Origin of the sequence: Flavobacterium cauense R2A-7 (genome assembly GCF_000498475.1) — a bacterium.
In the GTDB taxonomy this organism is placed as follows: Bacteria; Bacteroidota; Bacteroidia; order Flavobacteriales; family Flavobacteriaceae; genus Flavobacterium; species Flavobacterium cauense.
In genome coordinates, this window is record NZ_AVBI01000016.1 from 26,959 (window position 1) to 51,647 (window position 24,689).

12 protein-coding genes are annotated in these 24,689 nt (G+C 40.2%); 5 read left to right on the forward strand and 7 right to left on the reverse strand.

The genetic code is table 11. The features are described 5' to 3' along the window. Positions 1-46 precede the first annotated feature (46 nt). The 4 genes from FCR2A7T_RS08175 to FCR2A7T_RS14775 form a co-directional block, all read right to left on the reverse strand. Complete coding sequence (locus FCR2A7T_RS08175) at positions 47-1,369, reverse strand: tail fiber domain-containing protein (protein WP_023570805.1); 1,323 nt, start codon at positions 1,367-1,369, stop codon at positions 47-49. A gap of 202 nt (positions 1,370-1,571) precedes the next feature. Next, positions 1,572-3,542 carry a hypothetical protein gene (locus FCR2A7T_RS08180; protein WP_131473108.1) on the reverse strand — a complete coding sequence of 657 codons (1,971 nt, stop codon included), beginning with the start codon at positions 3,540-3,542 and terminating at the stop codon, positions 1,572-1,574. Between the two features lie 161 nt (positions 3,543-3,703). Beyond that, positions 3,704-9,898, reverse strand: coding sequence for a GEVED domain-containing protein (locus FCR2A7T_RS08185; RefSeq protein WP_023570808.1), 6,195 nt, complete (start codon positions 9,896-9,898; stop codon positions 3,704-3,706). Positions 9,899-10,197: 299 nt separating this feature from the next. Beyond that, positions 10,198-15,447 (reverse strand): GEVED domain-containing protein, encoded by a 5,250-nt coding sequence (locus tag FCR2A7T_RS14775; protein WP_023570809.1) that lies wholly within the window; start codon positions 15,445-15,447, stop codon positions 10,198-10,200. Positions 15,448-16,002: 555 nt separating this feature from the next. Between FCR2A7T_RS14775 and FCR2A7T_RS08195 the strand changes: the two genes are divergently transcribed. From FCR2A7T_RS08195 to hemL, 4 genes are all read left to right on the forward strand, one after another. After that, complete coding sequence (locus FCR2A7T_RS08195) at positions 16,003-17,826, forward strand: T9SS sorting signal type C domain-containing protein (protein WP_023570810.1); 1,824 nt, start codon at positions 16,003-16,005, stop codon at positions 17,824-17,826. A 76-nt stretch (positions 17,827-17,902) separates the two neighbouring features. Continuing rightward, positions 17,903-18,805 carry a 1-aminocyclopropane-1-carboxylate deaminase/D-cysteine desulfhydrase gene (locus FCR2A7T_RS08200; RefSeq protein WP_023570811.1) on the forward strand — a complete coding sequence of 301 codons (903 nt, stop codon included), beginning with the start codon at positions 17,903-17,905 and terminating at the stop codon, positions 18,803-18,805. Beyond that, positions 18,802-19,653: a glucosaminidase domain-containing protein gene (locus FCR2A7T_RS08205; RefSeq protein WP_316928586.1), complete on the forward strand. Its 852-nt coding sequence runs from the start codon at positions 18,802-18,804 to the stop codon at positions 19,651-19,653. Before FCR2A7T_RS08200 ends, FCR2A7T_RS08205 begins: the two co-directional genes overlap by 4 nt. Continuing rightward, a complete protein-coding gene (gene hemL, locus FCR2A7T_RS08210; RefSeq protein ID WP_035117927.1) occupies positions 19,653-20,939 on the forward strand; it encodes a glutamate-1-semialdehyde 2,1-aminomutase in 1,287 nt (428 codons plus the stop codon). The genes FCR2A7T_RS08205 and hemL overlap by 1 nt, the downstream gene beginning before the upstream one ends. Positions 20,940-20,985: 46 nt before the next feature. Here the strand turns inward: hemL and FCR2A7T_RS08215 are convergent, their stop codons facing one another. The 3 genes from FCR2A7T_RS08215 to lysS form a co-directional block, all read right to left on the reverse strand. After that, positions 20,986-21,342 carry a hypothetical protein gene (locus tag FCR2A7T_RS08215; protein ID WP_023570814.1) on the reverse strand — a complete coding sequence of 119 codons (357 nt, stop codon included), beginning with the start codon at positions 21,340-21,342 and terminating at the stop codon, positions 20,986-20,988. An 85-nt stretch (positions 21,343-21,427) separates the two neighbouring features. Then, positions 21,428-21,853 (reverse strand): hypothetical protein, encoded by a 426-nt coding sequence (locus FCR2A7T_RS08220; protein WP_023570815.1) that lies wholly within the window; start codon positions 21,851-21,853, stop codon positions 21,428-21,430. Between the two features lie 129 nt (positions 21,854-21,982). Then, a complete protein-coding gene (lysS, locus tag FCR2A7T_RS08225; RefSeq protein ID WP_023570816.1) occupies positions 21,983-23,686 on the reverse strand; it encodes a lysine--tRNA ligase in 1,704 nt (567 codons plus the stop codon). Between the two features lie 291 nt (positions 23,687-23,977). Between lysS and lipB the strand changes: the two genes are divergently transcribed. After that, positions 23,978-24,670: a lipoyl(octanoyl) transferase LipB gene (gene lipB / locus FCR2A7T_RS08230; RefSeq protein WP_023570817.1), complete on the forward strand. Its 693-nt coding sequence runs from the start codon at positions 23,978-23,980 to the stop codon at positions 24,668-24,670. Positions 24,671-24,689 lie beyond the last annotated feature (19 nt).

The window sequence follows — 24,689 nt, forward strand, 5'->3', positions numbered from 1 at the left end:
ACTGTTTCAGTAAAGGTCTTTTTGATAGTAATGTATGATTATTTTATTATTTTTTTGCGTTTTTAAGTGCTTCGATTTCTTTTTTCAATTCGTTAATCAATTCTTGTTGTTCCTGCATTGCTTTTACCAGAACGGGAACCATTTCTACGTAATTTACGGCCATGAAATCTCTCTGTTTTTTCACATAAACATCTGGATTTTTTTCACTTTCGGGCTTCCAGTCTTCTGTTTGAACCAATTCCGGCATAGTTTTTTGAACTTCTTGTGCCAAAAAACCTAGATTTAGAGCTCTTTCAGATTCCGGAACAAAGGTTTTTCCGAACATTCCTTTTTTCCAAATGTACGAAACCGGGCGAAGTTTCATTATTTCATTTAGTCCGTAATTTAAATTTTTTATGTTTGTTTTTAATCTTGCATCAGAAACATTCCAAAAATCATCTGCATATACATCATCCCATGCATTTGTCCATCCCAAGTCATATGTAATTGCTGCGTTAGGACTAAAGTCGTTGTTAATGAACGTTTCGCTTAAACCGTCCAATAAATATTCTACAGATCCGATACCTATTGCTGTTCCATCAGCTGTGCCTTTGTCGAAATCCGCTACGTAGCTTACAGTTACTCCGCCGTATACTGCTCCATTGTCGTAATCACTTGTAGCTATGTTGGTTCCGAATCGGGTTAAATTTTCACTGGCGTCTACCCATAAGGCATGTGTGTTTCCGTCTGATTCTACTCTGAAATCGTGGTCGTTGCTTGGTTCATTAACAACTGATTCAGTGTTGCTTATTCTAAATCTTTCTGTTGCGTTGGTAGAAACAGCCAACATGTCTCCACCCGGTTGATAAATACCGGTGTTTGTATCACCACTCCATGAGTATGCTGGAATACCGGCAGCTCCGGCATAGTATGATTGTAATTGACCGCTGGCATTTGAAATGTTAAATCTGTCGGTACTGTTGGTTTTAAAACGCATGTCCTGAGCATCAGTTGTGCCTAGAAAATTTGTTCCTGCAGTGGTTCCTGCATTTCCGGTAAGTGACCAGTCCGAATTGTTTCCTGTTGAAAATTGAATCCACTGACTTCCGTTCCAGTAATAATAGCCAGGAACAACATTGTTTGGTGCAACACCTGCAGTGGCAGTATTATAAACCAAAGTGTTAACTGCTAAAGCACCTCCGGCAGGATTGGTAACCGGTGCAGCTACAGCCTTGGAGGTTAGTGCTACTGAAGGTAAAACCATTCCTTGTGTGGTGGAATTAACTTCAAATGATCCGCGGGGCGTGGTCGTTCCTACGCCAACTTGGGCATGACCTATTGTTGTAAAGAATAATGAAGTAATAGCTAGTTTCAGCCAATTTGTTTTCATGGTAGATTTTATTTTGGACGCGAATCTATTTATTAATCATGACCAAACTAATTATAATCGACAAGGTGGTAGTTTTAATCGATTAATTACATAAAAGTAGGTTTAATCTGTATTTTTGTATAACATTTTTATTTGTTTTTGTTTTTAAAAAAATAAACCCCACAATCAATTGTGGGGTTTATTTAAGTCAAATTATTTTAATTTATTTTTTCTTTGGCTCTTCTTTTTTATTGTATTTCACTAAGCCTTCCGGTATTCTTTCAAATTTAACATTCTGACCGTCAAAATAAATAGGAGTTCCTGCTTGTTTAGTTCCGTCGTTGTTCATTACACCATTGATGTTTTTATCAAAATTTTCGGATAAAATTTCTTCCGAAACACTCATTCCGTTTTCGTATCCGGCTCTGGTTCCGATAGCAATCCAGTTGAATGAAGCATTGCTGCTACCGTTAAGGTTTTCTTTGATATAGAATCCTTCCGAAGTTACTTTGCTGATGTATACTCCTTTTGTTTCACCGGTTGGAGTGGTTGTTATATTGATGGGTTCGGATTTTGAAACAATCGATTTAAAATTGTTTGTAAATGCAATATAAGCTTGCCCGTTTTTTAATTGGCCAACGCCTCTTGTAGTTACATCAACATTTGTGGATGAAGCAGTATAAGTGATGGTTCTGGTTGCATTTCCGTTTTCTACTAACTGTACAATAGGTTTGTTTGTAAGTGTGTTTCCTTCTACGTACATTCCGAATTTATCCCCTTTGGCAATTACTCCGTATTGATCCCCTTTGATGTATCCACCCATAAAACCACCATTGATTCCTAAGCCGATTTGGTTGTTTGCTTCGTTGCTTTTTCCTGAATTACCGTTGTTCATACTACTGTTCGCACCGCCACCATAAACACAGTAGTTTGTTCCGCTTAATGCCTTGTATCCTAATATTCCAAATTGGCTTGATCCGCCTGCGCCCATAACACCACCGGATCCATTTGGAATACCTCCTGCGCCAACAGTTAAAATATCACCTATAACACCAAACATATATCCGTCGCTACCTGATGGTACTCTGGAACCGATGTTTCCATAGACACCGGCAACGGCTCTGTTTCCCGCTGAAGCATAGGCTCCTCCTTTGAAACCGCCTCCGGTAGTAATGTTGTTGTTTTCTCCTAAAACCGGAGTTGCTGTGTCAAGTCCTACAGCTGTTTCATCGATAATTCCATGAACACCAATTGGTTTTACCGCAACTCCCGATGAACCGTCTGCCTGCCCTAAAACTCCTTCACCCGTTTGAACAAATCCTGAGATTACACTTGGCTGTGTTAAGCCAACAACGCCGTAACCGGTTCTGTTTGAAAAACCAAAAACACCTATACCGCTGTCGTCGGCATAACCCGCAATGGCTCTCTTTTTAGCGTTACTCGGATAACCCGTTATGTTTTGATAAGCTGTTGCGGAAGTATTCGATGTCATGATATCTCTTGCGTCTTCACCAGATGCTTTTCCTATAACGGTTTGTCCTTCGACTCTTAAACCATTTGTTGGTGCTGCATTTACGGGGGCATAAGTTGTGCCTATGGTTACGTTTCCATTGGCTTGTACTCTAATGGCTTCTGTGCCATTTGTTGCTACGGAAACGTTATCGGCTCCGGATCTGTACAGGCCTGTGTTTTGATCTGTATTCCATGAAAAAGCCGGTGCTGCAGCTGTACCGGAAAAGAAACTCTGTACCTGACCATTAGTGTTGGATATATTCAATCGGTTGTTGCCTCCCGTTTTAAAACGTAAATCTTGTGCGTCTGTCGTTCCTACAAAATTTGTACCTGCAATAGTTCCAGTGTTTCCGTTTAAGGACCAGCCACCTGTGCTGTTTCCTGTGGCTATGCGTATCCAAAGTAAACTTGTAGCATCCCAATAGTAAAATCCAGGAGTCACTTGATTTGGACCTACAGCTGAAGTGTTAGTGTTGTACACTAATTCAGAAGTGGTTGGAGTAGTTACTGTAGCAACATTGGTTGCAGTAAGTGCAATTCTTGGGATTAATAAGCCTTCGGTGGTTGATGTAACATCCAACGCTCCTTCCGGATTCGTGTTGCCGATTCCCACTTGCGCACACATATCGTTTACGCTCAACGATAATGTTATAATAATCAATGATTTGACTAAATTTCTCATAATTTAACAATTTGGGCCATTTATGTTTTTTAAAGGCAACAAATTTATGTTTTTTAAATTCATTTGCAACTTCAAAAAAACAAATGTTTCAAAAACTTTTAGGTACAAAAAAAAGCCCTGAAATTCAGGGCTTTTTGATAAATTATTGTTTTAAAAATCAATTAGTAAACCACTTTTTTAGTAATCACTGTATTGTTTTCTAGGGTTACTTTAACAATTAAAGTTGAGTTCGTTGGACTTAATGTACTCGCGGTAAATTGATTGGAATTTACTTTTTTACCGTTAACCAATAATCTTCCCAATACATCGTATACAACTACTTCTTTGATTGTTTCCAATGTTGAATTTACTTTCAGTTTTTCATTCGCATAAATAACTACAGAGTTTTCTATCACTGAAATGTCTTCGTTACTCAATGTGTTTTCTGTATAACGTAACACAAAGCGATTGTCGAATGTTCCTGTTTGAGAAGTGAAACTGTAAGGAGCTGTTTTCAAATTGTGAATCAAATTCAAGGCTTTATCTTCTAAATAAATGTTTGAATTGTTGAAAGAATCATCAAAATGATCAATTCCGATAGTGTAATTTCCTTGGGCTGTTGCTTTCATACCTAGAGGGACAATGTCTTCTTGAACAAATGGCCAAGGTCTTCCCTGAATTGTTAGTTTTTTATCTGCTCCCAAAGAGTAGAATTTAACTGCATTTCCTGCTAAAGCTTCTCCGTCAAAACCACGATCCCAATTTAATGTAGCACCTTCTGCATACCCTACCAAAATTTGGCTAAAACCACCATTATTGTTGGATAAGTTTAACCACAATCTTTGACTTTGGAAACCTTCCGTAATATTAGCTTGGTTACTAGGTCTGTAGAAATTGGAATTGTTATTGGCTACACGCATACTGTTGTCAAAAGTAACGTTGCCGTTTGTTTCCGCACTGATAAAGAAAGACTGACCAGATGCGATATACTGTGTTGGCATGGTTCCTCCTGTAGTAGCTGTTGTTGTAGCTCCAAGTGAATTTACAGTTGCATAATCGTTCACAGTGTAATTGTAAACGTAATTTCCATAGAATGGGTCAGGTGTTGCAGCTGTAGGAAGTGTATTATGTGTCCATAAATATACAGTTCCGTCTACTACCGGTACATTCGTTGGGTTGTTTAGGAAGCTTACAATGTTTATGGCAGATGGGTAAGGATTTCCGATAAGGTTCCATTCGTCATCGGCGTCCGTTACAACTGTTGAACCACCGCTTGGTGAAGTACTGCCAATATTGGCATTAGTACCCATGGCAATTGGCATGGTTATAGGTCCATTGTTAGGTGTCCCTGTAAAGTTTACCGTGTAGGTTTGTTTTGCACCACTATCAGGGAAATACCATGGGGCACGAGCAATTACTCCGAACGTAGGGTTCATCACTGTAGCGGCACCTAATTGTGTCCATGTGCCACTACCGTTGGCAACAGTAGGAGTATATCTGTAGATGTTAGTTGTTCCTGAAGTCAGGTTTCCAACTGTAAAGCCGGACGCAGCAGTTACCGGAGAGTTCCAATAAGAGTAATCCAAACGATACATCGGTTGTGTTGTTCTCTTGATGTGAGCTGTTCCTGTGTTTGCAGAATTGTTTATTTGAACTAAACTTGCAGTGTTTTCCAAAATCATGTCGCCACCTGCAGCAATACTAACGGCATTAGTAACAGTAATAGTGTTTGCCGGATTAATGGTAAGAGAAGCGCCACTTTGAATAGTTAAAGTACAAGCTGCAGCAGCTGCTCCACCTGAAAGGATTGGTTTGTTCACTGTATTAGGAATTAAAACGCCCTCTGTAGCTGTAGGAACACTTGCAGGTGTCCAGTTAGCAGCTGTATTCCAATCTGTTCCTACAGAACCATTCCAGGTTTTGTTTGCAGATACCGTAACAGTTGTCTGATCGGTTTCTTTTAATGTTGTACCGTTACAAAGGGTATAGGTAACTTCCGCAGTATAAGTTGTTGTTGTAGTCGGACAAACATTAAGCGTTGGTGTAGTACCAATAACCGGACCGGTTGCGGTTGGACCTTCAAACCATTTTAAAGACGTAATTGATGTTCCAGAAGGAGTGAATCTCCAAGCTTCACCTGAAGCTGGTAAAACAGTCCAATCTGCATCAAGGCCATTTCTTCCAGGTGCTACTGTAGCGGCAGTTCCTGTTGCGTTTTGAATCCCTACGATGGCATTTCCTCCATTCCAAGTTCCGTCAACTCTTTTTTCTTTAATGTATACTTCAATAATATTTGTGTTTTCATATAAAACCATCATACCAGTATAAAGTAAACTGTTGTTACTAAACATTGGAACATTACTCCAAGAGGCAACCAATGCTCTACAGCCGGAATTTAAAGTGATTAATTCCCATCCAACTTCACCACCTTTTCTAGGGTCGATGTCATGATAAACGCCATAAATTGAATTGGCAAACAAAGCACCTGTAGTACTTGGTAAACTATTACTGAAAGAGTAGCCTGAAGCTAAACCTGCTTTTGACATGTCAAACGTTAAGATACCATTTGATCCGATTGAACATTGATTGTAGGTGTTGCCGTAAAAACAGAAGTTAAACGGTAAATTAATGGTAGGTGACCAAACGTCATCATCATTAACACTTACCGGATTGGCAAGGCATCCGTACTGATATGGGGGGCTGTAAGGTATAGATGAAACCGTGTAAGCAGAAGTGTCTCCCAGTTGAAGGAAAGTAGCTTCTATATCCGTACAACTTCCTGTTGCGCAGGTAATAGGAGCAGGGTCTGCGCCACTTAATGATAACCCACCGGTAACAACATTAGGACAGCCTAAAGTTGATGTTCCTGTTCCCGGTCCTACCAAACAGTTTGGTACGTAGAATGTAATTGGTCCTACCCATGCCCCTTGACCTAAACCACCACCACAATTTGAGCGTACCCAAATGTAGTAAGTTGATCCTGAAGTTAAGCCTGTTAGGTTAACGGTTGTAACACCTGCTGCAGTACTTCCTGTAGGGGCAGTACCGTATAAAGGTGCAGTAGTTGTGGTTGCATAGTAGTATTGATATCCATTTGCCGGAGCAGGTACGGCAGCGGTCCAGTTAACAGTAGCAGTCGTTAATGAAGTAACGTTAACCGTTACGTTTGTTGGGTTTCCGGAACATGGAAGTGGTCCTAAACAAACAACTCTGTAATCTTCTGTTTCGCCATACGCCTGATCGCCACATGCCGGAGCCGGGTTACTCAAATATGCGTTACGGATTCTCATTCTGTAGTTACCTGCTGGTGTTCCTGCCGGAATTGTTACTGTTCCGATGGCTGCAGGGCTACTTAAGTAACTTGTAATAATTGGGTTTTCTCCAGCATCGCTGAAATCTCCGTCGTTATTCCAGTCTACCCAAACACTATATCCGTAAGTACTTGAAGGGTGCGTTGTTGTGATGTTGAACCCTAATCCTGCATTTTGCGAAACGGAATAAGTAGCTGTGTAATCTGCATAACCGGTAGCTGAAAAACCAGTTCCTGTGTTAGAGAAGTTGGTAGAGCCACCTGTTGTTGTTACGCCGCTGATGTAATATGTTGTATTACTTGTGTTATTGGCGATACAATAATAAAATGGTATAAAAGTGTTTGCTGTTGCCGGCGAGGTTGTGTTGTATAACGGACCGCCTGTACATACCGCATTATTTGAAAAGATAAAGAAATAATACGTTGTTGCGCCTGCTAAACCTGAAACTGAAAAAGTAGTATTGTTGTCTGTGTCAGCAACAATATTTCCAGCGCCAACAGTTCCACCAACGGTGTAGGTTGTTCCGTTAACCGGTGTAGGAGCTACTCCAGTAGTGTTGTAAACAACTAAGTAATTAGAAGGAGCAGGGCTCGCAGCTGTGAAAGAACCGTTTATTGTTCCATTTGAAGGCTGTGTCAGAATCAATGCAGTTGGTTGTGCAGTTGGAGTTGTACAAGCTGTTGCTGCTGTTACTGCGAAGGTATAATCTTCAGTTTCACCGCTGGTGATAGAACCACATGCAGCAGGGTCTGTTGAATTGTAATTGGCTACGATTCTCATTCTGTGATTTCCAACTGTTGCAGATGCCGGAACCGTTATAGAGCCTGTAGCAGATGATACGTAAGCGCCTGAGGCAAATACTTTTTCGCCTGCATCGTTGAAATCTAAATCGTTATTCCAGTCTACCCAAATGTTGATACCGTAAGTGTATGTTCCGTTAAAGGTAGCTACTGAGAAATTAACGCTAGCCAACTGTTGTTGTGTTACGGTTTGTGCCGAAAAATTACCGTAACCCGTTGCAGAATAACCTGAGGCGTTGTTGGTAATGTTTGTGGCTCCTAATGTTGTTGAGAAGTTGGTAATGTAATAGGTTGAACTGGTTGAAGTAGATGCACAATAAAATACCGGAGTAGTTGCATTTGCAGTAGCCGGTGACGTTGTCAAGTACAATGGTCCTCCGGCACAACTGTTGTTGTTGAAAGAGAATACAAAGAAATAATAAGTAACGTTACCACTTAATCCTGTAACTGAAAAAGTCGTATTAGCATCTATATCTGCTACTGTTCCGCCGGTTACAGCGCCACCAACTGTATAAGTCGTTCCGTTCACCGGAGTTGGAGTTGTCCCTGTTGTATTGTAAACCACTAAGTAGTTAGAAGGTGCAGGGCTTGCTGCTGTAAAGGAACCATTTATGGTGCCGTTAGTAGGCTGCGTTAAGATTAAAGCTGTTGGTTGAGCCGTTGGAGTTGTACATAATGTTCTTGTTGAAGCACAGATGCCAAACGTTCCATTGTTGTCATTTCCGTATTCCCAGAAACGAATGTATACTGTTGCTCCTGGTGTAAGACCTGTAACTGTTGCGCTTGACATTAGTCCATTTGCACTACTGTCATCGTCACATGCTATCTGTGTCAAAGTGCCACAGGTTCCTGTGTAGATTGCAATTCCACTATCCGTAATAACACCTGTTTGTGTGTCTATTGTGATTTCGCCTGAAGCAGGAACTACAGCACTAAACCAAACATCGCCTCCTGAATAAGAAGAACAGCTTGGGGCTGGTGCACCGGCACTGGCTGTTGCATTTGCGTTTGTATAAGTTGCATACGTACAACTTGTATTTACCGGTAAGGCAATTGCTCCTGCACAGTCATCATTTGATGGTGGTGTAGGGGGGGTAGTTACACATAGCGTGAATGTACCTTGATTTGCTCCGTTATTTCTACTGTAAACCCTTACTAAATATGTGTTTCCAGGGGTAAGTCCTGTTAATGTTAAAGTCTCTGCAGATGCACCAGAAGTGGCATCAGCACAACCTATTGATCCTGTAACTGTTGCTGCACATGCACCGCTGAATACTTCAAGGGTAATGTTCGTCATTGTACCAGGTGTAGCTGTTACGGTATGTGTAGTTCCGGTTGCTGTAAAGGAATACCAAACATCATCGTCTGATCCTCCTGCAGCCCCACAAGTAATGGCTTGCGATTGTGTCGCAGTAACCGTAGTTCCTGTTGTTGTCGTTGTACATGTTGCAGTAGGGTTTACCGTTAAGGCAATGGCTCCGCTACAGTTGTCGTTGGTGATGTATTCGATTCTTAGGTAACCGTTTGCTCCTGCAATACCATTATTGTTAGCTTTTGTGGATGCACCACCGCCACCACCATAAATTGCTCCAGGAGAACCTGCTGTTGAACCAGCTCCTGTACCTGCGCCACCATTACCTGCCATTCCACCACCGCCTGTTCCGGCAGCGGTTCCTACACCATTTGTTTGTGTATTATTAGGGCCGGCACAGCCTCCGCCGCCGCCACTTGTGCTGCTAGTGCCATCTCCACCATTTCCACCGTTAAATGTCCCTCCAATTCCACCAGCGCCACCTGTTGCACCATTAGGGAAGTTTTTTCCTCCTTTACCGCCATTGGCAACTACTGTTGCTCCACCGAATGATGTATTTCCTCCATCTGCTCCATTTGTGCCTGGACTTAATCCAGAACCACCGATTCCACCTGCGCCAATAACTATATTGTAAGTGTTGCCGGGTGTTACAGGAACGGAGTTGTTAACGGTGTAAGCGCCACCACCACCGCCACCGCCACCTTCTTTGTTGGCGCTGTATCCACGACCACCACCACCACCGGCGCCATAGGCTTCTACTTTAATGGAAGTTACGCCAGCAGGACAAGTCCAAGTGCCCGATGCGGTAAAGTTAACCTGTGTTTGTGCGGTTAATTGGGTAATTGAAAATAAAAACAAAAGAAAGGCAAACAAAGAAAGCCGTTTTTCCGAAGGGCTTTTTTTATTTGCTTTTTTTTCATTTGCTTTCAGCAATGAGTTAAAAACAGAATTCATAAAGTAACTTTTTTTCACGATTTAGTGGTATTTATGTTGGTTGTTAAATTGGTTAGAACGGTGTTTTTTTTGGTTATAAATATGAAATCATCGTTAAAATACACATTTTATCGATGAAACCGTATTTTTTTGCTAAAATGGTGAAAATAAATGTAAAATCACACAGTAGACGCTTAAATTAACTAATTTGAAATAAAATGTTATATTTCTATTAAATTGTTATTTGGTTTGATTTTTTTATATTTTATAATAAAAAAAGCCCCGAAATATTTCGGGGCTTTTTCATTGGCTATTGTTTTTTAGAAGAGCACTTTCTTGGTGATGATAGTACCGTTAGTTAAAGTTACTTTTACAATAATAGTTTTTGTTTCCGGAAGTAAGTTTTTAATTTCAAACTCATTAGCATTTACTTTTTTGTAGTTGCCAAGTGTTCTTCCTAGTACATCAAAGACTGTTATTTCACTTATAGTTTCGATTGAAGATTTTACGTTAACTCTTCCGTTGTTGTATACGTAAACTGAATTTTCCAAAGCGTTGATGTTGTCAGTGCTTAATGTGTTTTCAGTATAACGTAATACAAAACGAGTATCAAAAGTACCTGCAGCAGAAGTGAAGCTGTATGGTGCTGATTTTAAGTTGTGAATTACGTTTAACATTTTGTCTTCAAGATAGATGTTCTGACTGTTGAAGTCGGCATCCAAATGATCGATTCCGATAGTGTAATTGTTTTGTGCTGTAGCTTTAAATCCTAAAGGAACGATGTCTTCCTGAACGAAAGGCCAAGGGCGTGCCTGAATAGTTAATTTTTTGTCTTCAGCTAATGAATAGAATTTAACTGCATTTCCGGCTAGAGCTTCTCCGTCAAAACCACGATCCCAACCAAGTGTTGCGCCTGTGATGTAACCTACCAGAATCTGGCTGAAACCTCCGCCGTTGTTAGATAAGTTTAACCACAATCTTTTAGCGTCAAATCCTTCTGGGGACTGAGTGTCGTTTTCATTTCTTAAGAACGTGTTGTTGTTGTTGGTAACACGCATGCTGTTGTTGAAAACCACGTTTGCAGTCGTTCCGTTAGCCATTGCGTTGTCAGCACTGATAAAGAACGATTGTCCTGCAGCGATATAACGCGATGGGGTAGTTCCTCCTGTAGCAGCCGTTGTGGTTGTTCCTGATAAGTTTACGGTTGCATAATCGTTTACGGTATAATTTTGTACATAATTTCCATAGAACGGATCTGGTATTGCTGATGATGGCGGAGTATTGTGTGTCCACAAATATACTGTACCGTCAACAACCGGTGTGTTCGTTGGATGGTTAAGGAAAGCTACAATATCAATGGCAGAAGGATAAGGGTTTCCAATTAAATTCCACTCGTCATCCGCATCTGTTACCACTGTCGAACCTCCACTAGGGGTTGTGCTTCCAATGTTAGCATTAGTACCTTTGGAAATCGGCATAGTGATATCACCGTTATTAGGAGTTCCTATAAAATTAACCGTTTTGGTTTGTTTAACTCCCGAAGTAGGGAATGATAATGGAGCTCTAGCGATGTAACCTCTGGTTGGACTCATTACTGTTCCGGCACTTTGTTGTGACCAAATACCATTTCCTCCCGCTTGAGTAGGGGTGTAATTGTAGATGTAAGAAGTCGCTGTTGTTAAATTTCCAAGTGTGAAACCTGAAGCAGCTGTTACAGGTGAATTCCAATACGTGTAATCGTATAAGTACATTGGTTGTGAAGTACGTTCCATGTTCATGTTACCTGTATTGGCTACATTGTTAATCTGTACTAAACTTCCCGTGTTACGGATGTTGAAAATACCACCTTCGTTATTAATCCAGTCTGTAATGGTTAGGTTATTAGCAGATTGTAATTCAAGATTTCCTGTGTTTTTGATGGTAAGGTTTTTTCCGTAAGCATTGTAACCGCTTCCTGAAATTATAGCATTTGCAGGAATGATTACACAGGTGTTAGCGTCAGGAACTCCTACTGGTAACCAGTTACTGGCTGTATTCCAATCCGTGGAAGTGGTTCCTTTCCATACTTTAGATTTGTTAGTCACCGTAATTGGTGTACTTGCAGAACATCCGTTTGCTAAAATTGCACTAGCGGTGAAGGTGTAGGAACCCATTTCCAATTGCGCTAAAGTAGGTTTTACATAAACTGTTACAGCTGGTGTTCCTGCTGTGTATGGAATTGTACAAGCTGCGTCTGTATAGGCATCCGGTAAAGAAGCGCCAGACCAGTTGAATGCTGTGTTTAATGGTTTTGTACCGTATAGTTTTACGTTATCAACAGCTACACCGTCACACCATTCTCCATAATAACGGATACGGAATTTAAGGTTGGCCTGATTGATGTAAGCATTCATGTTGAATGTTTGTTTTACGAAGCGCGTTCCGATACCAACATCAGCAGTATAACGTTGTATTTCTGCCCATGCACCTCCACCGTTGGTTGAAACTTCTATAGAAACGTAATCTAAAGCAAGGTTGGTTCCGTCTACATAATAACGTGAATAATACATGTCGAATGATAAAGTTAAATCGGTAAAGGTTGCCGAACTAACAGTTGGAGATACAAGTCCGGTGTGGATGTTGTAGGCTCCCAAATCTGAAGTTGTAGAAACAAATTTATTTGTTCCGAAACCTGAAGAGATGGCAGGGAACCATACTTGTCCCGGTGGATTCGTAGGTACATAAGTACTGGTTCTTGATTGCCATGCAGCATTTGTGTTTACGGTACCTCCATTGTTAATGTAGTTGGAATTTGTAAATACACCCATACCGCCTTCAAATTTCTCATCGACTAAATATACTTGTTCTGTATCTCCTCCAGCGGTAAGCGCAATTACTACGTTTTCACCACAAACCTCTGGATTTGTAGGGGTGAAGTTTAATGTTGGTACCGGGCTGATTGTTGCGGTTATCGCAGTTCTTACTAATGATTCGCAAGAGCCATTAAATGTTGTTACATAGTAGGTTGTTGTGGATGATAACGATGGTGTTGTCCAAGTACCGGTAGCAGTAGTTGCAACCGGTGCTCCACCAGTTGAGGCAGTATACCATCTGAACTGTGTTGTTCCGGCTGAACCTGTTGCTGTTAAAGTTACTGGTCCTGTTCCACAAGTGTTCCCATTAGTTATGCTTGTGATAAGGGAAGGGCAACTTGCAATTACAGTAAACAAGTAATCTTCTGTTTCTCCATAGTAATTGATGTTCTGACATGAGTCGTAAGTTGAAATTGCCCCAGGATCAATTGGTGCGATATTATCATCTTTGTTGATACGTATTCTTATTCTGTAATTTCCTATCGGTTGTGCTGCCGGAATTACAAATCCAAAAGTTGTGGAATAAGTAGCAACGGATCCTGAGGAATAAACATTCTCTCCTGCATCAACAAAATCACCGTCTTTGTTCCAGTCTACCCAAGCCTTCATGTATCCTCTGCTGGTTGTTTGAGGAGAGATGTTGACTCCTTCACCTTGTGCTTGAATTGCAAGGTTTGGTAAGGATGTAAAATCCTGATAGCCTCTTGGTGCAGATGAGTACGTGGAATTATTGGAAGTATCGTTTAAAGTACCTACAAAACTAATATTGGTGAAGTAAACCAATGATTCATATCCCGCTCCAACTGAAGGTATGCAGTAATCCGCAGTAAGCGTAGTCGTACTGTTGATTAGTGGAGAGGTTGTGTAATATAGTGGGCCTCCGGAACAAGCTGAGTTGAAGGAGAACACATAGATATAGTAAAGTGTTACTGGAGTTAGACCAGTTGCGGTAAATGAAGTATTGTTGTCTACATCTACTACAGTGTATCCTGCTCCAATTGTACCTCCAATGGTATATGTTGTTCCGTTTACAGGAGAAGGAGGTGTTGCAGATGTACTGATTACAACCAAATAATTGTCCGGAGCAGGTGAAGCAGCAGTAAAGCTACCTGTAATGGTACTTCCGGTAGGTGTAAGATTTAAAGCTGTTGGTTGCGCTGTAGGTGTTGTACAGGCTGCAGGTGCAACTAAAGTAATTGTGTAGTCTTCCGTTTCACCCCATGTACCTGCCATTGTACAGCTCATGGTTGAAGTTACCGTTAAGCTGTATGCGTAACGGATTCTCATTTTTGTAGGTCCTGATGTTGCTCCAATTGGAATTGGAATTGATACTACAGTTGTGCTGCTTGCGGCTATGGCATTGCTTATTAAGAAGAACTCACCGGCATCGGTAAATACTCCGTTTTGGTTGAAATCTATCCAAACACCTGCTCCGTGTGTTCCGGAACCGGAACCAACAGATAGACTTAAATTATAGGATGATCCTTTAAGTACTGAAGTTGTTTGTGCCCCGGATGCCGGATAAATAGTATAGCCCCCTGCACCGCATGTTGTTGTATTGTTTAACGTGTTAAAAGTTACGTTTGAGATATAATCGTTTAGCGTACAATCTAAATTTCCGGTAGGGGTACAATAGTTCAAACAACCCGGTCCTACAACCGGTGTGATAACTACATCGTCAAAAGAAGTGCCGCATCTGCCATTGTCGATGGTCCAGCGTAATGTAACCGGTGTTCCCGGAACTAAACCTGTAATGCCTGAGGTTGGCGATGAAGGGGTTGTTATTGTTGCTGTTCCTGAAACTACAGTCCAAAGTCCTGTTGTGTTTGCCGGAACCGCGCTTCCTGCTAAAGTCGCAGTAGTTGCACAGGCTGCAAGTGTTTGGTCTACACCTGCGTTTGGTGTAATGGTTGGACAGGTAAAAGTAATTACCATATAACCACCTGCGCCTGGCATACCATTGGTGCTTTTAGTTGATCCTCCACCGCCACCACCATAATTAAAACCGGCTACACCAGATCCTGAATTACCTGCTTGACCATCGCCACCTTTTCCGGCTGAACCGCCACCGCCAGCACCGCCGGCAATAACTGAACCGTTCGCTCCGTTTGATACAGTACCGCCACAACCGCCACCGCCGCCACTTCCGGAACCATTGGTTCCGTTGGCGCCGTTTCCGCCGTTTCGGGTTCCACCACCGCCTCCTGCACCACCATTGCCTCCATTGGTATTGTTCATACCTCCATTACCACCGTTGGCTGTAACGGATATTGCGTCAAAATTTGCTGTTGTTGTACCTCCCGATTGTCCATCTGCTAAAGTTGTGCCTCCAGCACCACCGGTACCGATAGTTATGGTATAAGTGGTTCCGGGTGTAACGGCTACTGAAGTTGCGGTTTTGAAAGCACCGCCTCCGCCGCCTCCGCCGCCCCATTTATTGTTCGTGCCATGACCTCGTCCGCCACCACCTCCAGCTCCATAGGCGTCTACGTTAATGGATGTAACGCCATTGGGGCATTTCCATGTGCCGGATGTTGTAAAGATTGATGGGGATTGTCCGAATGATATATTACTGCTTAAAACAAAAGCAAAAAGCAACAATACACAATTGAAAGTTAAGTTTTTCTTTTTCATACTGTCGTCAATCAATTTAATCTGGGTAATAAATGTATTATCACAAGTTTGTGTGATAATTTGATTTGGGTAATTTTTCTTCATACTTTTCAATTTAACTGATATTGTAAATCTAAAAAAAAAATGTTAAAAAAACTAATTTTATTAAGAGGGTTGCGTTAGTCTTTGATTATTTTTCACAACAAAAGTGTTTTTTGTGGTTATTTTGTTGTTGTTGTGCGCTGAGAACTCTCAAAAGTCTAGCTTTTACTGAATTTTAATTTATAGTTTGTTTTTTTCTTGTGATCTTGTAAATATTGTTTAAGGAGTTATTTTTAACAAAAAAATTAACTTTTTTGCTTTTTGTAACTTTTTTTTAAAGAAAAAGATTACTTTTTTCAATTTAAGTTAGATGAATAATCTTACTTTGAGGTGTTTTTTTTTCATGCTTTGCATCTTAACTATAAAATAAGGTGGTTTTGTAAGTAACTATTTTGAAATGAAAAGATTACTTTCCTTATTTGGTGGTTTTTGTTTTGTTTTTGTTTTGTTTTTTATCGGATTTATGTGTCTTTGGCCGAAATAAAATGAAATGTTTTTTAGTTGAAAAAAAATAATTTATATTTGTTAAATCTATACTAAAGATAAACCTGAAAGCTTATGAAGTTAAATTTACTCAAAGGAACATTGTTACTGACAGTTGCAATGTTTAGTCAGCAGGAGCTTTTTGCTCAAATGTATGTTAGCCCTAACAGCTATGTTTTTGTTAATAACGAACAGTTGTTTGTTAAAGGGGATGTTGAGTTAAACTCCGCTACCAGTAATATGTATCTGAGGAATGATGCTCAATTGCTTCAGGGAACTACCGCTTCCGGTGTAAATAAAGGTGTTGGAAATCTTTCTGTTTATCAAGAAGGTACTGCCGATGGGTTTGACTATAACTACTGGTGTTCGCCGGTGGGGAATACTTTGTCAGCCACAGCGGTTAATAATCCTTTCGGAATTGCACAATTAAAAGATATTACAGGTTTGACTACGGCTAATAACCCTGTGTTGACTACTGCTTTTAATGGTACGGCTTCTCCTTTGACCATTTCTAATCGATGGATTTATAAATTTATTACTTCCAATGTTTATGCCAACTGGGTTTATGTAGGTAGTAATAATACGATTAATGCTGGTGAAGGTTTTACCATGAAAGGAACAGATGGTACCAGCGCAAATAATCCGGGTGCGAACCAACGTTACGATTTCAGAGGTAAACCGAACGATGGAACAATCGGAATTAATGTAGCGGCCGGGATGAGAACTTTGACGGGTAATCCTTATCCTTCAGCGATTAATCTTAATCTCTTTTTGAGAGACCCTGCTAATTTAGCGGTGATGAATGGGACAGCTTATTTTTGGGAACATAATGATGCAGTAAACTCACATTATCTTGCGGACTATCAAGGAGGTTACGGAACATATATTGCTAATAACGGCGATTTCTCTCCGGGAACTTATACATCTGCTACTTGGAATACGTATAACAATGACGGAACTTTGAATACTTCAGGAGTATCTACCGGAAGTACCTATAAAAGAATGTTTACGCCAATTGGACAAGGGTTCAAAATTGAAGGTACAGCTTTAGGTGTTGTTCAGATGAAAAATGCTTATCGTGTATTTGTTAAAGAAGGTGTGTTGAACAATTCTCAGTTTGAAAGAAACAGAACGGATATTAATGGAGATACTTGGGGAGAAATTCAAAATGTTGCCGGTGTAGACTATACCCGTTATTCAAAAAGAGAATTGCCACAGATTAAAATCCATACGGTTTTAAACGATCAGTACTCAAGAGAAGTAGCAATTGCTTTCAGTAAAAAAGCAACTGACGGTTTCGATTTAGGAATGGATGCTAAAACGCCAGAGTATACTTTGCCAAATGATGCTTATTTTCCAATCGATGCAACGAATCAGTATGTGATCTCTACTTTGCCATTTGATATCGATAAAAAAATTCCTTTCGCTTTCAAAGCAGGACAACAAACTACCTTTAAGGTAACAGTTGGTAGTACAATTAATTTCACAGATTCGGATACGGTATATTTACATGACAGAGTAACTGGCATTTTCCATGATATCAAAAACAACTTCTTTGAAATCACATTGCCTGCCGGTGTAGTGAAAGATCGATTCGAAATTACCTTCAGAGATGGTAATGCTAAAGAGGCATTAAGAAATGCAGAATTCGCAGAAAGCTTGACTGTATTTCAGAACAACGAAACGAATAACTTAACCATTGCCAATTCTCAAATGATCGATTTGAAATCATGTTCAGTTTATGATCTTGCAGGTAAATTGGTTTTTACTAAAAATAGTTTGGGTTCCAATGCAGAATACACTTTTCCTACATCAAATTTAAGTGACGGAGTTTACATCGTAAGAGTAAGTTCAAATACTAATTTAGAAATGAGTAAAAAAGTAATTGTAAAACATTAGAATTTTATCATAATAATAAAAAAGTGCAACTCAAAAGGTTGCACTTTTTTATTGCGGTATTTTTTATCTTTGAGGCATGCATTCAGTGAATCAGGAAATCAAATTATATTTACCCCAAAATATTTCTCTTTTTTTGAAGAGAGAAGATCTTCTTCACCCTGAAATTTCCGGAAATAAATTCAGAAAACTGAAGTATAATCTTCTTGAAGCACAATCGGAATCTGTTTCCGGAGTCCTTACGTTTGGCGGTGCTTTTTCCAATCATATTGCGGCTGTTGCTTTTGCAGGAAAGAAATTCGGGTTTGATACGGTTGGTGTAATCAGAGGTGAGGAGTTGGCTGGTAAAATTTCGGAAAATCCAACCTTGTTGGCAGCACAGCAAAACGGTATGAAATTTGTGTTTGTTTCCAGAGAATCATTTCGGGAAAAATCAAGTGCAGCATTTATAGATAGGTTAAAAAAGGAGTACGAAGGTTTTTATATTTTGCCGGAAGGCGGAACAAATGAATTGGCAATAAAGGGATGCGAAGAAATTTTAACCGATGAAGATGCAGGCTTCACTCATATTTGTTGTGCAGTGGGAACAGGAGGAACGCTTTCGGGAATTATTAATTCGTCATTGTCCCATCAAAAGATGCTTGGATTTCCTGCGTTAAAGGGTTCGTTTTTGTCCGATGATATTCGTAGTTTTGTAAAAAATACCAATTGGGATTTGATTTCTGATTATCATTTTGGAGGATACGGAAAAATAACAGAAGAATTAATTCGTTTTCTTAATCGGTTTTATCGTGAAACTGAAATTCCTCTGGATCCAATTTATACCGGAAAAATGATGTTTGGTATTTACGATTTGATTGAAAAAGGATATTTTCCGGAAGGTTCCAGAATATTGGCTATCCATACAGGTGGATTGCAGGGAATAAAAGGAATGAATATGGTTTTGGAAAAGAAAAAATTACCATTGTTAAATTATATATGATGTTAAAGCGAATTATTGTAGTATTGACGGTATTGATGATTTACAGTTGCGGTTCGAGTTCTAAAGTGCGCACTGCTACGGTGAATCGTACCAAGAAAACAACTGTTGTTAAGAAGCGTCCCTTTGTTGTTGCTAAAGAAACGGATGTGGTAAAGCAAAACAATGGAAAATCGGAAGTATTGGAAGCTACGTCAAAAATAGCGGTGACTCCGGAAGTGGTGAATAATTATATTTCACAGTATAAAGAAATCGCCAAAGAGAATATGCGTAAACATGGAATTCCCTGCAGTATAACTCTTGCGCAAGGTGTTCTTGAATCGGGTGCGGGAACAGGGGTTTTGGCGCAAAAAGCCAACAATCATTTCGGAATTAAATGCCATACCGGATGGACAGGCGAAAGCGTACACCATGATGATGATGCCGAACAGGAATGTTTCAGGAAGTACGAACAGTCTTCAGAGTCCTACCGAGACCATTCCCTTTTCCTTACCACAAGGAGTCGTTATGCTGGTCTTTTTAAATTGGATAAAGGAGATTATGTGGCTTGGGCCAATGGGCTTCGTGCTGCCGGCTATGCTACCGATGTCAAATACCCTGAAAAATTAATAGGACTTATTGAGCGCTATGAGTTGTATAAAATAGATGAGGAGGTAATCGGTTCAGGGTATAAACCCATTGCTAAAATGTCTGAGAAGCCCCTGGATGCAAATTCTTATCGCGTATCGCAAGGGGATACGCTGTATTCGATTTCCAGAAAATTCAACCTCTCTGTTGATGAATTGGTGCAGTTGAATAATTTACCGGGCAACGCCATCGCCATCGGTCAAATCCTTAAAATAAAATCATAATGTTATATCAAAGAAGCAGCGAACTTTTTGTAGAAGCTGCAAAAGTTATTCCGGGTGGAGTAAATTCGCCTGTTAGAGCATTTAAAGCTGTTGGAGGAACTCCGATATTCGTTAAAGAAGCCAAAGGGGCTTATTTGTATGATGAAGACGGTAATCGTCTGATTGATTACATCAACTCTTGGGGCCCAATGCTTTTAGGGCATGCTTACGAGCCTGTTGTTACTGCGGTTATTGAAAAAGCTAAAAAAGGGACTTCCTTTGGAACACCTACCGCTTTGGAAACCGAAATTGCGGCTTTAGCAGTTTCCATGGTGCCCAATATCGATAAAATACGTTTTGTGAATTCTGGAACGGAGGCCTGTATGAGTGCCATACGTTTGGCTCGTGGATTCACAGGAAGAGATAAGATTGTTAAGTTTTCAGGTTGTTATCACGGACATTCGGATTCTTTTCTGATTGCAGCTGGAAGTGGTTTAAGTACGTTTGGGGTTCCTAATAGCCCGGGTGTGACTTCTGGTACGGCAAAGGATACTCTGCTGGCGCGTTATAATGATTTGGACAATGTAAAAGAATTGTTCGAAGCTAATAAAGGTGAAATTTCGGCTGTTATTATTGAACCTGTTGCCGGAAACATGGGGTGTATACCTCCTCAAAAGGGGTTTTTAGAGGGTTTACGACAACTTTGTACTGAAAATGGTACTTTGTTGATTTTTGATGAAGTAATGACAGGATTCCGTCTTGCTAAGGGCGGTGCGCAGGAATTGTTCGGAATTGCAGCAGATATTGTTTGTTTTGGTAAGGTAATTGGCGGTGGTTTACCGGTTGGTGCCTTTGCTGCCCGTAATGAAATTATGAATTATTTGGCGCCTGTAGGACCTGTATATCAAGCGGGGACACTTTCGGGGAATCCGTTGGCTATGGCGGCTGGATTGGCAATGTTACAGGGAATTAATGGCGACACAGCATTGTTTCAGCGTTTGGAGGATAAAACGGCTTATCTGGAAAAAGGAATTCGCGAAAAGCTTACCGAAAACAATGTGGTATTTACCATTAACCGTGTTGGGTCTATGATTTCCGTTCATTTTGATGCTGATCCGGTCTATGATTTTCAAACCGCAGGTAAAGGCGATAATGAAACCTTTAAGAAGTTTTTCCACGGTTTGTTACAAGAAGGGGTGTACATCGCGCCATCGGCCTATGAAACCTGGTTTATAACCGATGCGTTAAGTTATGATGACTTGGATTTTACCATAAATGCGATTGATAAAGTAGCAAAATCATTATAAAATAAAAAAGCAAGGTGAGCTTTTTTATTTTATAATGATGATTTCATTATTTTTTTGCGCTAGCTACAGGAGCCGGAGCACCAACTAACTGAGCCAAAACTGTTTTGTTTTTTTCCAAAGAAGCAGTTTGTTGCGGAGTAAGTGTGGCTCTTAATTTTGCCTCGATTACACGACTGATTTCTCTTCTTGAAGCTTCAGTGGCATTTGAATCTAACATTCCTTCGTGTTTTTTCTTGAAAAGATTAAAGAACGTCATTTGCATGTCGTTTTCAACTGTGATAACAGTCATTAGTTTTTCAAGATCGCTTTTAGCATTTTTTTCGATTTGAACAGAATTGTCCTGAGCGGAAACATTTACGGAAAAGGCAAAAAACAAAGCCAATAGTGCAATTATTTTTTTCATAATTTTTTATGTAGTTACTGGTTATAAGTGCCAAATCTAAATAAAATTGAAAGAAATGCCAAATTTCAATCAAATAATAACATTATTATTGTCGTTTGTGATGCATTTCTTTTCTTTTGTTCTGCATTTTTTCCATTCTGTTTTCACGTTTTTCTTCCCACTTGGTCATTTGTTTTTCATTCAGAATTTTTTTCATTTCCGATTTAAAGGCAATTTGTTCGTCCATCATCTTGCTTTTCATAGCGAAACGTTCGTCATTTGTTGGTTTTGTACCGTCTTTTTTGGCAGCTTCACGTTTTGCTTTTGCTTCTTCGTGTTTTTTGCTTTGTTCCGTTAAAAGTTTTTTAAGGTCTTTTTGCTGTTTGTCGTTCAAATCCAATTCTAAGGTCATTTTTTTAACCTGTAATTCAGTTCTTTGTTCGGGAGTGAATTCTTCCATTTTCATTTTTCTGTCCTGGGCAAAAGTTGCCAATGATCCTGTCATTATAACGGCAATCAATAATTTTTTCATGGTATATCGTTTTTATTGTGTTACGCCTATAGGACATCTAGAAGTTAAAAAGGTTTAATTTTAATCTTGAATAACAAAAAAAGGAACCCGATTGGATTCCTTTAATTTATCTGAAAATTGATTTTACACTTAGTCTTTTAAAACCACAACTTTGCTTTCGCCGTTAACGCTCACTGATGTCAATCCGTGTTGTGCTAAAGCTTTCATGGCTTTGTCCCATTTTTTTCCACTTAAAGCGGCTTGGTTTTTCAGTGCTGCCAATTCTAACGAATTGTTGTTTTTCTGAAGAATTTCGATAATCGCTTTTTCTTCGGCTTCCAGTTCCACGGCAATCGCTTTCTTCTCCGGACGCATTTGCGGGAAGAATAATACTTCCTGAATCGACGGGTTGTTGGTTAAGAACATAATCAAACGGTCCATTCCGATTCCCAAACCGGACGTTGGCGGCATACCGTATTCCAAAGCTCTTAGGAAATCTTCATCGATGATGCCATTTGCTTCGTCGTCTCCTTTTTCGGCTAATGCCATTTGGGCTTCAAAACGCTCTCTTTGGTCAATTGGGTCGTTCAATTCCGAATAGGCATTAGCGATTTCTTTTCCGCACACCATCAGCTCGAAACGCTCGGTCAGTTCCGGATTGTCGCGGTGCGATTTACACAACGGTGACATCTCTTTCGGATAATCCGTGATGAACGTCGGCTGGATAAAATTGCCTTCACATTTTTCACCGAAAATCTCGTCGATTAATTTTCCTTTACCCATGGTTTCGTTCACTTCGATGCCCATAGATTTGGCAGCTTCAAACAATTCTTCCTCCGTTTTTCCGGTAATGTCGAAACCGGTGAATTGTTTAATCGCATCCGTCATCGTAACGCGTGCATACGGTGCTTTGAAATTCACTTTATGTTCGCCGAAAGTAGCTTCTGTAGTACCGTTCACCTGAAGTGCGCAGTATTCCAAAAGGTTTTCGGTCATGGTCATCATCCAGTTGTAGTCTTTGTAGGCTACATATATTTCCATCGCGGTAAATTCCGGATTGTGCGTACGGTCCATTCCTTCGTTACGGAAGTTTTTCGAGAACTCATATACACCATCAAAACCACCGACGATTAATCTTTTCAAATACAATTCATTGGCAATTCGCATATACAACGGAATGTCTAACGAATTGTGGTGTGTAATGAAAGGTCTTGCAGCCGCTCCACCAGGAATCGATTGCAATACCGGTGTTTCCACTTCCATATAACCCGCTTCATTGAAGAAGGTTCTCATGGCTGTGAATAATTTGGTTCGTTTTATGAAAACCTCTTTTACTTGAGGGTTCACCACCAAATCCACATAACGCATACGGTAACGCAATTCCGGATCGGTAAAGGCATCGAATACATGACCTTCTTCGTCCATTTTCGGTAACGGTAACGGACGTAATGTTTTACTTAAAAAAGTGAAATTGGAAACACGAATACATTTTGCGCCCACTTGTGTGGTGAACAATTCGCCTTCAATTCCGATAAAGTCTCCCAAATCGGTCAGTTTTTTGAAAACCGTGTTGTAAAGCGTTTTGTCTTCGCCTTCGCAAATCACATCGCGGTTAAAATACGCCTGAATTCGGCCTTCGCTGTCCTGAAGTTCGGCAAACGACGCTTTCCCCTGATCGCGAACACTCATTAAACGTCCGGCTACCACAACTTTCTTTCCTTCTTCAAAAGCGTCCTTTATCTGCTTCGACGTATGATTTACGGGAAACAAATTTGCGGGATACGGATTGATACCAAGTGCTCTCAACTTGCTCAATTTCTCTCTTCTGATGATTTCTTGTTCTGAAAGTTGCATAATTCTTATTTATTTTAAGCCTGCAAAGATAGGTATAATTTGAAAATGAGGCAATTTGAAAATGCGACAATTTGAAAAGCTGTAATTGTAATGTTGTTAAGGTTGTCGGTCATTGGTTTTCTGCAGTCTGAACTCTGTCTTCTGAGGACTTTTTTTGAGCGTAATGGTTCGGGCTTTTTTGGAGTCCTTGTTCCTGCTGTCCGCGCTACACGGTAGCTTGCTCCCATCAGGGCTATTAGGAAACTATTTTGTACTTTTGTATTCTGAAAAAAATAATTTTTCAATTGCACAATGAATAAAAAAGTAAGCCTTCAGGATTTAGGACGGAAAGATTATAAAGATACATGGGATTATCAGGAAACATTGTTTGCGGATATTGTAGCGCAAAAAGTGGCTAAAAGAGAAAATCCGGAAATTGTTACTTCAAATCATTTTTTATTTGTCGAGCATCCGCACGTTTATACTTTGGGAAAAAGTGGCGATTTGTCGAATCTGCTTTTGTCGGAAAAGCAATTGGCAGATAAAGGAGCGACTTTTTATAAAATAAACAGGGGAGGGGATATTACTTATCACGGACCGGGACAAATTGTAGGGTATCCAATTTTGGATCTCGAGAATTTCTTTACTGACATTCATAAATATTTACGATTGTTGGAAGAAGCTATTATTCTTACTTTGGCGGAATACGGTTTGCAGTCCGAAAGAAGCCAGGGCGAAACCGGAGTCTGGTTGGGTGTGGGAACGCCGTTTGCCAGAAAAATTTGTGCCATGGGGGTTCGTGCTTCCCGATGGGTGACCATGCACGGCTTTGCGTTAAATGTAAATGCCGATTTGGGGTATTTCGACAATATCATTCCGTGCGGCATAAAAGGTAAGGCGGTTACTTCAATGCATGCCGAATTGGGAAGAACGGTCGATGAGCAGGAAGTGAAGCAAAAAATAGTAAAACATTTCGCCGATTTGTTTGAAGCGGAAATGGTATAAATAAAAAAGGAAGTCAATT